Origin of the sequence: Paenibacillus sp. USDA918EY (assembly GCF_009870825.1) — a bacterium.
GTDB lineage: Bacteria > Bacillota > Bacilli > Paenibacillales > Paenibacillaceae > Paenibacillus_AQ > Paenibacillus_AQ albilobatus.
In genome coordinates, this window is sequence record NZ_WTWY01000001.1 from 737268 (window position 1) to 750588 (window position 13321).

9 protein-coding genes are annotated in these 13321 nt (G+C 53.3%); all 9 read left to right on the forward strand.

Translation table 11 applies throughout. The annotated features are described in order from the left end of the window. Positions 1-2: 2 nt before the first annotated feature. The 9 genes from GQY55_RS03375 (at position 3) to GQY55_RS03415 (ending at position 13316) form a co-directional block, all read left to right on the forward strand. On the forward strand, positions 3-854 hold the full coding sequence (locus GQY55_RS03375; protein WP_201452076.1) for an Hsp33 family molecular chaperone HslO: 852 nt from the start codon (positions 3-5) through the stop codon (positions 852-854). A 9-nt stretch (positions 855-863) separates the two neighbouring features. Beyond that, positions 864-1688, forward strand: a complete 825-nt coding sequence (locus tag GQY55_RS03380; RefSeq protein ID WP_160038091.1) for a MerR family transcriptional regulator — start codon at positions 864-866, stop codon at positions 1686-1688. 123 nt (positions 1689-1811) lie between these two features. Further along, on the forward strand, positions 1812-2930 hold the full coding sequence (locus tag GQY55_RS03385) for an ABC transporter ATP-binding protein (protein ID WP_160038093.1): 1119 nt from the start codon (positions 1812-1814) through the stop codon (positions 2928-2930). A 12-nt stretch (positions 2931-2942) separates the two neighbouring features. Next, complete coding sequence (locus GQY55_RS03390; protein WP_236575381.1) at positions 2943-5936, forward strand: extracellular solute-binding protein; 2994 nt, start codon at positions 2943-2945, stop codon at positions 5934-5936. Between the two features lie 67 nt (positions 5937-6003). Then, complete coding sequence (locus GQY55_RS03395; protein ID WP_373309160.1) at positions 6004-6915, forward strand: carbohydrate ABC transporter permease; 912 nt, start codon at positions 6004-6006, stop codon at positions 6913-6915. 1 nt (position 6916) lies between these two features. After that, a complete protein-coding gene (locus GQY55_RS03400; RefSeq protein ID WP_160038097.1) occupies positions 6917-7825 on the forward strand; it encodes a carbohydrate ABC transporter permease in 909 nt (302 codons plus the stop codon). An 18-nt stretch (positions 7826-7843) separates the two neighbouring features. After that, positions 7844-9997 carry a YIP1 family protein gene (locus tag GQY55_RS03405; protein ID WP_160038099.1) on the forward strand — a complete coding sequence of 718 codons (2154 nt, stop codon included), beginning with the start codon at positions 7844-7846 and terminating at the stop codon, positions 9995-9997. Next, positions 9997-12456: a DUF5696 domain-containing protein gene (locus tag GQY55_RS03410; RefSeq protein ID WP_160038539.1), complete on the forward strand. Its 2460-nt coding sequence runs from the start codon at positions 9997-9999 to the stop codon at positions 12454-12456. The genes GQY55_RS03405 and GQY55_RS03410 overlap by 1 nt, the downstream gene beginning before the upstream one ends. After that, complete coding sequence (locus GQY55_RS03415; protein ID WP_160038101.1) at positions 12453-13316, forward strand: carbohydrate ABC transporter permease; 864 nt, start codon at positions 12453-12455, stop codon at positions 13314-13316. The genes GQY55_RS03410 and GQY55_RS03415 overlap by 4 nt, the downstream gene beginning before the upstream one ends. Positions 13317-13321: the final 5 nt, after the last annotated feature.

The window sequence follows — 13321 nt, forward strand, 5'->3', positions numbered from 1 at the left end:
AGATGAAAGCGACAATTGCAAAAATGATGACTACGGACAAACAAGCCAGAATTTTGTATCTGGACAACACGTTCATGATGCGCGAGCTGATCGGCGAGCGTCCCATACATCCCGTATGCGCGGAAGCGTTGGCTGCGAGTTTTACGCTATCGAGTCTGGTTTGTGGTTTACTGAAGGATGGTCAGCGGTTAAGCATCCGCATCGACACGTCGGTGCCTTCCGCATATATTCATTGCGATGTTGATTCGGAGGGCAATGTCAGAGGTTACGCCAGCGATACATTCATCAAGCAAAAACCCGTGACGATCCCGGAACTGATCGGGGACAAAGGCGTGATCCGGATCACGAAAGATATCGGGATGGGGGCGATGTATACCAGTGCCGTCGATATGCCGCACGCCAACATTACGGACGATTTCTCCCATTTTTTCTTGCAAAGCGAACAAGTGGAAACTTTTTTTCGTTATGATTATGGCACGGACAAAAACGGAAACGTCGCTTTTAGCCGCGGCATGCTGTTTCAACTGCTGCCGTTTGCGGAAAACGGGTTGTTCGAAAAGTGGGCAAATCGGATGGATGAAAGCCGGGAGAAATTCAGGACAGCGTCCTTGCCAATGGATCCACAGACATTAAACACGTTGTTCCCGGACGCCGATGTCATGGAATTTGGCACCGTGCGGCTTTTTTGCGGATGTTCCAAAGATGCTTTGATCGGCTTGCTGTTCGGATTGGGCATGGAAGAATTGAATCAGGCGATCGACAAGAACCAGGAAATCGAGATCGCATGCAGCACCTGCGGCAAAACATACGTATATAACAGCAGGGACTTGCTTGCTCTCATGGGGAAAGGATAAGATGTGCACATGGAACAAGAGTACATGAAAATCGGCGATTTGGCTAAAATGGTCGGCGTTTCGGTCCGAACGCTGCATCACTACCATCAGATCGGGTTGCTGATTCCCGGCCATATGACGGAAGGCGGACACCGGTTATACGACGAAGAAGACCTCAAGAAGTTATACCACATTATAGCGTTAAAAGATTTCGGATTCAGTCTCGAAGAGATTCGGGATCTGATGCATTCGGTTTCCGTGAACCCGCTTTTTTTGATTGATTTGCAATTGAAAAAGGCGACGAAAATGCTGCAATGGCAGCAAAAGCTTTGCGATTCGCTGAAAGAAGTCCAAACCATGCTGCGAGCACAACAATCCCCGTCCGTAAGCGATCTTGTCGAAATTGTCGTCATGATGCAGATGAACACGAGGTTTTATCTGACGGATGAACAAATCGCGCAAATCAAAGAAGTTTATCGATCGATTCCGCCCGAAGAGGAACGGGATTTAAGGGAAGGATGGCGGAGCTTCATATCCCGGTTGGAGAAATGCCGAAGCAACAAGCTGCCGGTAGAAGATCCCGAAGTAAAAGCGCTGGCGGACTACTGGCAACGTTTTGTGAAAACCGTAACCGGCAATGATCCGGATATCATTAATGCCGCATATACGTTCCATGCCGATCATGCCGGAAGCAAACAAAATGTTCTTCAATACGGGCTAACCCCGGAGTTGTTTCAATATTTACAGCGGGCAATGCAAGCAATTGACGCGAATGAAAAAGGGGAAGGCAGGGCCGACGTGATCCGCGGCATGTCTAACGATGAAGACGGCGATCAGCAGTTAACAAATGAATAAGCCGAATTGGGGAGCCGAAACCGGCTCCCTTTTTATGTTCCAAAATAAAATCGCTTAAACCTTTATTAACACCAAATTAACAGCCACCCCCTTATAATGGGCATAAATCGGGAGGGATCGCCAGTGGCCAACATTCTATTCAATCAGGTTTACAAGCGATATGGAAAATACAAAGAAATTGCTGTAAGCGATTTCAATTTGACCGTGGAGGATACGGAATTCATCGTCCTGGTGGGTCCGTCCGGCTGCGGGAAGTCCACGACGCTGCGCATGCTGGCGGGTTTGGAAGACGTATCCGACGGCGAGATTTATATCGGCGACAAGCTGGTCAACGATATTCCCCCAAAGGACAGGGATATTTCCATGGTTTTCCAAAACTATGCGCTGTATCCGAATATGAGCGTGTATGAAAACATCGCCTTCGGCCTTCGCTTGCGGAAGCTGCCCAAACATGAAATCGACCTTGCCGTCAAACGGGCGGCCCGCGTGCTTGAAATCGAAAATTTTTTGAATCGGAAGCCGAGGGAACTGTCCGGCGGACAGCGTCAGCGGGTGGCGTTAGGCCGGGCCATCGTACGGACGCCGCAAGTGTTTCTCATGGATGAGCCGCTTTCGAATTTGGATGCCAAACTGCGCGTGCAGATGCGCTCTGAGATCATCAATTTGCACCGCAAAATCGAAGTGACGACGATATACGTTACCCATGACCAGATCGAGGCGATGACGATGGGGGATCGGGTGGTTGTCATGAACCGGGGGATTATTCAGCAAGTCGATTCGCCGGAAGTGATCTATAACAAACCCGTGAACATGTTCGTGGCCAACTTTATCGGGAATCCGCCGATGAATTTCATCAAAGGCAAGCTCCAGGAGCGGGACGGGGAATTGCAGTTTTATACGAACCGCTTTGACTTGACCGTACCGCCTGCGCAAGCCGGCACATTGCGGTCGCTCCATTTGGTGGACCGGGAGATTATCCTGGGGATACGCCCCGAGCACATCAGCTTTGAACCGCACAGGATCGAGGCTTCCTCGAAATCCCTGGTTACAGGTGTCCTGCAGTTCAATGAATTCGTCGGCTCCGACCGTTATTACCATATTGATATCAAGCAGGATCGCCGGCTCGTCATCCGCGCAAACGAGGGCATCCGATGCGATGACGGGAGTTTGGTTACCGCGGCGGTCAATATGGATAAGGCTTTGTTTTTCCACAAAGATACCGAAATGCTCCTGACGAAATAAGGGGGTGCAGACGTGAAACACAGCATGCATAAGTGGAGAAAACGCTCCATCATCATCGGTTTGCTGCTGGCGGCAGCCATCAGCCTCATCAAGCCGCAACCTTACGGTCATCAGCCTTCCGCATATGCCGAACCGACCGGATCTCAGCAAAAAAAGGAAACATCAGGCGTCGAGCAAGCAGGCCAAGAGGGGGCGATCGAACCCTATTATTTGGAACGGCTTCAAGCATGGCAAACAGCGGGCATATCGAAGGGAACATCCGAGCAAACGCTGCGTGCGGCGGCGTTCACCGCCAAATCCAACGATGCCGGCCTTAAAGTCGAAACGTTCGAAGGGAAACCCGAATCGCTTGTCTGGTCGGGCCAGCGCGGATGGGTGGAATACGAAGTCGATGTGGCCCGGGAAGGGCTGTATGAGATTTGGGCCGATTATTACCCGCTGTCCGTGAACGACGGAGGCAATCGCCAACCCGTGCTGCTTTCCGTGTTCGTCAACGGCGAATACCCGTTCAACGAAGCAAGGTCCATCGTGCTGGAGCGCTACTACCGGGACGTTGAGCGAGAACGGTACGACGAATCGGGAAATCAGCTGCGCGCCCAGGTCGAAGAAGTCCCCGGCTGGAAAAGGACGGCGTTCCGGGAATCGAACGGAGCGTACGCCCTTCCCCTCCAGTGGCATTTGAAACAGGGGAAAAACACGATCCGCCTGCAAGTGCTGCAGCAGCCCGTCGCGCTGCATGAAATGACGATCAAACCTGCCGAAGAATTGCCCGCGTATGCGGAGGTCAAGTCGACATATCCGGCGGATGCGGTTCGCGTTGGCACTCCGGTCGTCATCGAGGCGGAGCATTACGACCAGAAAAACTCGACATCCATTCAAAACGTGTATGACCGCGATCCCGCGTCGCATCCCAAATCGATCGGGTCCATCGCCTACAACACGTTGGGAGGCTCAAGGTGGATGGAGGGCGGCCAGTCGGTCGCCTGGACGATCGACGTGCCGGAGACCGGGCTTTATAAGCTGGCGATGCGGGTCAATCAGAACGGCATGAAAAACATGGCGGTTTTCCGCAGTTTATATATCGACGGCAGCATTCCTTTCCAGGAAATGAAAAACGTTCAATTCCCTTATGATTCGGATTGGAAGGGAATGACGCTCGCGGACTCGGAAGGCAAACCGTTTGCTTTTTACCTAACCAAGGGCAAACACACCTTGTCCATGGAAGCCCATTACGAGCCTTATATGCCCATGATGATCGAGATGGACCATATTTCCAAAGAGCTGCGGTCCATTTTGCTGGAGCTTCGGATGGCCACCGGCAACCGGGAAGACAAATACAGGGTTTGGAACGTCGAAAAGGATATTCCGGGGTTAATCGAACGGCTGGAGCGGATCCGCGAACAATTCGTTTCCTTGCAAAACCAAATGAAGGGCATCAACCCGAAAACCGATAACGTAGCGCAAATGCTGAAAAACGGGGCCGCCGATCTGAAAAGCATCTTAAATAAACCGAACCAAATTCCTTATGCGAAGGAGCGTATCGCTTCGGTGCAGGAATCGCTCGAATCGAACCGATCCCTTCTGATGGATAGCCCGCTGCAGCTGGACCAGTTGTTCCTTGCCCCCCTGGACGAACAATTGCCGGGCATGACGTCTAATTTTTGGCAAAAAACGGGCGGTATGTTCCAATCGTTATTTTATTCGTTCGGGAAAGGTTCGACGACGAAAGCCCAGGATGAAAATGTGCTCGAAGTTTGGATGGTCTGGGGACGGGACTACGTGGACGAACTGCAGCGCCTGGTCAATGACCGGTTCACGCCGGAGACGGGGATCAAGGTACATATCAACATGATCCAAAATCCGCAAATGCTCACGCTTGCCAATGCGTCCGGCATGATGCCCGACGTCGCTTTGGGGGTTCCGGCCAACGTTCCGTTCGACATGGCGCTGCGCAATGCGGCGCTTGATTTAAGCAAGCTTCCCGGCGCGGATGAGTTTTTCTCTTCGTTTAATCCGGGCATGCTGCAGCCGCTGTATTATGACGGCGGTTATTACGGGGTGCCGGAAACGGTCCGGTTCAAAGTTTTGTTTTACCGCAAAGACATTCTGGATCAGTTGGGCTTGAAGGTGCCGGATACGTGGGACGACGTTTACACGGCCCTGCCGACGCTGCTGCAAAACCATTACAACTTCTACGTGGACCCCGTGGATTATACGCCGATTCTGTTCCAGAACAACGTCAATCTTTATACGGCGAACGGGTTAAAAACCGGGCTGGATACGCCGGATGCGTTCAAATCGTACAAAATGTGGACGGATTTCTACAACGTTCAAGGGCTGGAGCGCGTCGTGCAGAGCTTCTACAACCAATTCCGGCGCGGGGACATTCCGATCGGCATTTCCGATTTTAATATGTACATCCAGCTGCTCGTGGCTGCGCCGGAAATCGCCAACGATTGGGCGATCGCACCGATTCCGGGGACGAAGCGGGAAGACGGCAGCGTGGTGCGCTGGTCAGGGGGTGCCAATCCGACCAACGCCATGCTGTTCAAGAGCAGCGTACCGGAAAAGCAGCAGGAAGCCTGGAAATTCCTCCAGTGGTATATGTCTGCCGAAGTCCAAACGGAGTTTGGGCTCAATCTTGAGCAATATTACGGGGAGACGTTCCGCTGGAATACGGCCAATGTGCGGGCTTTCGCGCAAATGCCGTGGAAGCCGCAGGACTTGAACGTCATTTTGGAGCAGTGGAAGTGGACCAAGGAAGTTCCTCAAGTCCCGGGCGGGTATATGACCGACCGTGAGATCGGGTTCGCCTGGAACCGTACGGTCGTGGACGCGGAAAATCCCCGCATTTCGCTCGAAAAGGCGATCAAGGAAATCAACCGCGAGCTTGCGCGGAAGCAGCAGGAGTTCGGGATCGCGGGGCCGAACGGCGAAGCGCTGAAGTCGCTGGATCTTCCGCATATGGATAAACCATGGGAAGGAGTGGATCAGCTTGTCGAATGAAGCGACCCGGGTCGTACGGCAGCCGGCGGCGGCGCGAAACCCGAAGCTGAAGGGTCAGCTCGGCCGGATGCTGCAGGACAAGATGAGAGAAATATGGAAGTTCCGGCTTTCCTATCTCTTTATCGCGCCCTTCCTCATCGTGTTCAGTTTATTTATCATCATTCCGGTTATTACGGGAGTCGCCCTCAGTTTTACGTATTTCAACTCGATCGAGTTCCCGAAGTGGGCCGGGTGGATGAATTATCAAAATTTATTTTCGCAGGACGTCATTTTCCTGCAGCACGTCATCCCGAATTCCTTCAAGTTTGCCTTATTCGTAGGGCCGATCGGATATATTCTGGCTTTTGTCCTCGCGTGGCTGATCGCCCAGCTTCCGGGCACCCTTCGCGTTTGGTACGCGCTTGCGATGTACGCGCCTTCCCTGACGGGCGGGATCGCGATGGTCGTCGTTTGGCAGGTCATGTTTACGGGGGATCGCACCGGTTATATTAACAGCTTCCTGCTGAAATGGGGTTTTATCGACCAGCCCGTGCTGTTAACGATCGATAAGGACTACCTGCTGGGCATCATGATCGTCGTGTCGATCTGGTCCAGCATGGGGCTGGGATTCCTCGCCATTCTGGCGGGCATTCTGAACGTCGACCGCACGCTGTACGAAGCGGGGAGGATTGACGGCATTTCCAGCCGATTGCAGGAAATTTGGTACATTACCGTTCCGATGATGAAACCGCAGATGTTGTTTGCCGCGGTCATGGCGATCGTCGGGACGTTAAAATCCGGCGGCATCGGAACGCAGCTGTCCGGGATGAACCCGACGCCGGATTATTCGGGGCAGCTATTCATGAATCATATCGAGGATTTCGGCTTTACGAGGCTTGAGCTGGGCTACGCGAGCGCCATTTCGATCGTTCTGCTCATTCTTACCGTCCTGCTCAGCCGATTCCTGTGGATGCTGCTCGGGCCGAAGGAGGATGAATAGCATGGCGCTGCTGAAAAAAATGCGGCAATCCATGGCCAGATCATGGTCTTTGTACCGGAGCGATTTCCGCAGCATGGACAAAACGCAAATCTTTTTGCTTGTTCTGCTGACGCTTCTTGCCGTATTTATGCTTCTGCCCCTCGTTTTTATTTTCAACCATGCGTTCAAGCCGCTGCACGAGCTGTTCCTGTTTCCGCCGACGTTTTTCGTGCGCGAGCCGACGACGCAGAACTTTACCGACCTGCTTCACGCGACGCAGGACACGTTTCTCCCGGTGACCCGGTTTATTTTCAACAGTATTGTGGTCACGTTGCTTTCAACGGTCGGCATGGTCATCCTGGGCGCCTTGTGCGCCTATCCGCTGGCAAAACATCCGTTCCCGGGTCGGAAGATCGTATTCGGCGTCATTCTGCTGTCGATCATGATCTCCGTGGAAACGATGGGCATTCCGCGTTATATCGTCGTCAAGTCCTTGGGGATCATGAACACCTATTGGGGGCATGTGCTGCCGATCCTTGCTTTGCCCGTCGGCGTGTTTTTGCTGAAGCAGTTTATGGATCAAGTGCCGGATGAGCTGCTGGAAGCGGCGAAGCTTGACGGAGCAACCGAGTGGCAGCTGCTCGTCCGGATGATTCTGCCGATCGTCACGCCGGCGATGGCGACGATTACGATCTTGTCGTTTCAAACCGCATGGAGCAATTCGGAAACCTCCGCGCTTTTTATGCAGGACGACGCGATGAAGACGCTGCCGTTTTATGTGGAATCGCTTACATCCAATCTGGCGAACACGGTAGCGCGCCAAGGAGTCGCAGCCGCGGCATCATTGATCATTTTTATGCCGAATCTGATCATCTTCCTGCTGTCGCAGCGGAAAGTCATTCAGACGATGGCCCATTCGGGCATCAAGTAGGGTAACGGAGGTTCAAACATGGAAAAGAGAAGGGGCAAACGACGGTTCGTCTTTTTGTTAACGGTTTTTTGCATCTTGACCGCGATCTTGTTTCCCGGCTTGGCTGCGGCGGAACCGCCCTACATGACTTTCAGCAAGGACGGTTACGATCGGAGGATTCCCAGTCAGGCGGCCTATTACCCTTCCGCGGTCGTGGGAGACAACATTTATAAAGCGATGTCGCAAAACGGCGCGGAACGCCTGGAGTACTCGCCGCTGAAACGTCCGCAGGATCTGTTTATCGACGGCAAAGACGAAATCTATATCGCGGATACGGACAACAACCGGATCGTTCACCTGAACCGGGACGGGGAATTCGTGAGGGAAATTACCGCGAAGGGCATGAAATCGCCGCAAGGCGTGTTCGTGACCCCGGATGGAATGATTTATGTCGCCGATACGGGAAACAAACGGATTCTGAAGCTCTCTCCAAGCGGCGAGCTGCTTGCGGAGTACGGGCGTCCGAAGTCGCGTTTCATCGATGAATCCTTCCACTATGAACCGACGAATCTCGTCGTGGACGCCAGGGGATTCATGTACGTCATCAGCAACGGAAGTTATCAAGGGGTGATCCAGCTGGATCCCGAAGGCAATTTTTACGGCTTTTACGGCACCAATATGACCGAAGTATCCCTCATGGACATCGTACGCAAGCTGTTTTATACCGAAGAGCAGCTCAGCCGCCAGGTTCGCACGCTGCCTTCGACCATCCGCAATATCCACATCGACGCACAGGGGTTCATCTATACGGTGTCCGCGACGGATAAGGAACAGGTCAAAAAGCTGAATATCCGCGGCGAAAATCAATGGAAGGACAAAAAGTTCGGGATCGAGCCCCGGTTCAGGAGCCGGAGCCAGGCGACGGAAACGAAGACGGCCGATTCGAAGCAGGAAGTGCAAAAATCCGGCTTGACCGATATTACGGTGGACCGCAACGGAAATCTGGTCGCGATCGATAAAGTGTCCAATGCGGTGACGCAATACGGCCCGAACGGGGAGCTGCTTTTTTTCTGGACGGGACCGGTGACGATCGGGTCTCCGCAGCTTGGCATCAGCCAAAGCCCGGTGGCGGTGGATACCAATTCCAAAAACGAGCTGTTCATTTTGGACGATTCCCAAAACCTGATCCACGTGCTGAAGCCGACCGAATTCGGGACGCTTCTGCATAAAGCGACCACCTTGTCCCAGGAAGGAAAATATGCCGAAAGCGAGCCCGTCTGGCGGGAGGTTCTGAGGTTAAACGCGTTGTATTCCCCGGCTTATCAAGGACTCGCGGAAGCGGCTTATTACAAGGAGGATTATAAAGAAGCGCTTCGCCTGTTCAAGCTGTCGGGGGATGTGAGCGGATATTCCGACTCGTTTTGGCAGCTTCGCCTGCAGTGGTTCCAGCGCCATTTCTCCGTTTTGGCCAATACGGCGTTCATCGCGGCCATCCTGATCTGGATATTTTACCGCAGCAGGAAGAAGATGCGTTTTCTCGCGCAGGGGAGCAAAAAATTACGGGGGTTTTTGGGCAAAAACAAGCTTTTGGCCCAGCTGCGGCATGCGTTCACCATTTTGAGGCACCCGATCGACGGGTTCGCGGATCTGAGGTATGCGCAAAAAGGCGGCTACCTGAGCGCATTCATTCTTCTACTGTTTGTAACGCTGGTGCTTCTGGCGAAGGAATATTACACGAGTTTTACCTTCATGCCCGTCCCCAGCAACGAACGAAGCAGCGGCTTCCTGTTGACCGGAGCGGTCACCTGGCTGACTTGGGTCGTCTGCAATTATTTGATCGGCAGCATCCGGCAAGGGGAGGCGCGTTTTAAGGATGTGTTTGTAGGCAGCTCCTACGCCTTGTTCCCGATCGTGATCCTCGGGCTGCCGCTGGCGGCCGTATCCAATATGATGGCGCTCAGCGAATCGTCGATTTACGGCTTTTTCCAGACCGGCATGCTGATCTGGTGCGGATGTTTGTTTTTCTGGAAAATCCAGTCCCTGCAAAATTACGGCGTCGGCGAAACGGTAGGGAATATCCTTCTGACGGCGTTTGCGATGGTGATCGCCTGGGTGCTGATATCGATCATCGCGGGGCTGTCTTCCGAGCTTCAAAACTTCTTCTATACCATATACCAGGAGGTGTCGATGTGATGCAGTTGCCGGCGAAATGGAAACGGCTTTTCGTTCTGACGCTTTTAGCGGCCATAACAAGCGCAAGCATCGTCACGTATACCATTGCCGCGGAGACGAAGAAGCCAGGCCAGGCGGAAGCGGCCAAAACGGATTGGGAGCAGGGGGCGAAGCAGGAAAACCATGCCGCAAACGTTCGGGAATCCGAAACAGGGACGAAAGCCGGAACTCCCCAACAAACGAAGGACGCACAGGAGGGTTCAACGACCGGCGCCAGAACCGCGAAGGGCGCGAACGTCCAAACGGCCAAAAACAGCTACCGTTCCCTGTTTCCGGACGACGATTCCTTTCGGCTCGCGAGCGAAAATGCCAATCTCGGGCTGTATGTCGACCCGAAAACCGGACATTTCCTGGTAAAGGATAAACGCAGCGGCCAAGCGTGGAGGTCTTTTCCGGATGCTTACGGCTGGAACGACAAGGATAACACCAACACCTGGAAAAAGCATATGCAGTCCCCGGTATTTATCAAATACGTCGAATTTAACGTGCGAAAAGACCAAATCAAGGAAACGAACGTCCTGGACCAGAAAGCGGCGATCGAGCGGTTCGAGCTGACGGATTCGGGCTTCCGGCTGACGTTTAACATGCCCGACATCGGGTTCGCCATTCCGATCGAAGTGAGTCTGAAGGATGACTACGTGGAAACGAAAATTATCGAGGAAGGTTTTAAGGACGGAAAAAGCAGCGAGGAGATGGCCGAATATGAGGCACGCGCGAAAAAAAAGGATAAAAACGCGCGCATTGCCGCACTTCGCTTATATCCGTTCCTCGGCGCCCACACTTCGGACCGGGAGGACGGTTACCTCTTGATACCCGATGGACCGGGGACGCTGATTCAGTTCCGGAAGGACCGGCCGCCAAACAACAATTTTTATTTCGAAGCGGTATACGGCGAGGATTACGCCTTCAGCAACAACAACCCGTCCCTTTCGATTCGCCAGCCGGTTCGCATGCCCGTTTTCGGCATCAAGGCCGGTGATCAGGCACTCCTGGCCGTCATTCATGACGGGGCGGAATACGCCAACGTGCTTGCGGCGCCGTCCAAATCGATGAACCAGTATAACTGGGCGACGGCCGAGTTTACGTACCGGCAGCGTTTTTTTCAGCCTACCGATAAGCGCAAGCAAAACGGATTTCAGACCTTCAACAAAGATCGCGCGCAAGGCGACCGTTCGATCCGCTATTATTTCCTGAATGGCGGCTCTCCCGATTACGTCGGGATGGCGGCGCGTTATCGCCAGGTTCTGATGGAGGAAGACGGTTTGAAGCGGGTGACGCCGGATGGCGATTCCATCCGTCTGCCGGTCTATTTGCTTGGGGCCGACTCCAAAAAAGGGTTCCTGTGGGACTCTTACGAGGCTCTGACTACGACATCGGAAGCCGAAGAGATCGTCAATGAGCTGACGGCGACCGGAGTCAAGAAAATGTCCATCACCTACGCCGGCTGGCAAAAGGGAGGCATCAGCGATTTCGGCGGGCATTTTCCGGTCGACAAAGGCATCGGAGGCAATGACGGAATGCGGCAGTTCATCGAATATGCCCATGTCAAAGGCCACGACGTGACGCTGGAGGCCTCTTCGTACACGTTCAACAACACGGGGCGGGACGGATTCCGCTCCAGCCGGGACGGATTGCAGGACCTGGGATCGGTCGTCATCAAATATGGACGAAGAAACGAGACCGCAACGACGCTCGTGAGCCCCCGTTTCATGCAAAAGGTGCTGGAGAAGGACTTTGACAAGTTCAAGCAGCTCGGAACGGACGGGTTGACGCTAGGGGGCGGTTTGGGATCGTTGTTGAACAGCGATTTTAACGAGCGGCACAAGGCGACGCGGGAAGAAGCCAAAGGAATCCAGCAGCAGCTGTTGGGTCAGGCGGTTCAAACGCTGGGCCCCGTCAGGGCGGAAAGCGCCAACGCGTATGCTTGGAAATACGTCGACGCTTTGGACGGCGTGCCGATCGAAAATTCCTTCGATCTGTTCGTCGACGGGACGGTGCCGTTTATGCAAATAGCGCTGCATGGACTGATCCCTTATTCGTCCGGCTTTGCCAATACCGCCGATAACTATGCGACCTATCTTCTGAAAAACATGGAGTACGGCTCCATCCCGAGTTTCATGCTGACTTATGCGGCTTCGCAGGATCTGATCGGGACGCGTTCGCTTTATAACTACTACAGCACGCATTACAAAGATTGGTCGGAAGAAATCGCAAAGCAGTACAGCCGGTTCAACGAAGCGCTCGGGGACGTGCAGGACCGGATGATCGTAGGCCACCGCTCCCTGGCCGCGGGCGTCTACGAGACGACATACGACAACGGGAAACGGATCGTCGTGAACTACAACGAATCGCCATATTACGGGGACGGGTATGAGGTCAAAGCCCAGGACTTTGCCGTCGTTCATGGGGGGAGATCATGATGGGCAAATTCAAGCTCAAAGCTCGGACTTCGCGGCATTTGGAAGCGCTGGCGTTTGTTGCTCCCTGGATCCTCGGCTTCCTGTTGTTTATGGCTTTTCCGCTTGTTTTCTCTTTGTATATGAGCTTGCACAAGGTGACGGTGCTGCCGACGGGCCTCAAATACGATTTTCAAGGCTTGAAATATTATAAGGAAATTCTGTTCGGGAGTTCGGCCTTTTACGATAATCTCATTCCGTTTTTTCAGGAAATCGTCATCATGGTGCCCGTCATCATCGTCTTTTCGTTATTTATCGCCATCATGCTCAATCAGAATTTTCCGGGGCGGATTTTGTTTCGGGTCGTGTTCTTCCTGCCGATCATTTTTACTTCGGGGTACGTGCTGACGGAATTCGTGAATCAGGGCGAAGGGACGCTTGGTTTTTTGGAACGGTTTTCGATCGGGGAATACCTGCTTGATTTTTTGGGGGACAGCTCCTGGACGAAACCCGTGATGGACGTGCTGAACCGGTTCGTGCTCGTGTTATGGTACTCCGGGGTACAGATTCTGATTTTCCTTGCGGGAAGGCAGACGATCTCGAAATCGAGTTACGAGTCCGCGCGGATCGACGGCGCTTCTCCGTGGGAGGTGTTCTGGAAGATTACGCTGCCGGCCATGTCCCCGTTCATTTTGCTGAACCTGATTTATACGGTGGTCGATATGTTCACGTTCCCTTACAACCCGATCATCGAGCTGATCAATACCGGGAACTACGGCTACAACAGCGCTTTGGCCTGGATTTATTTCGTCGTTATCGCCTGCTTCCTGAGCTTGATCATGCTCCTGTTTTTGAGAATGAACCGCAGCCGCCGATACCGGTGATGCAG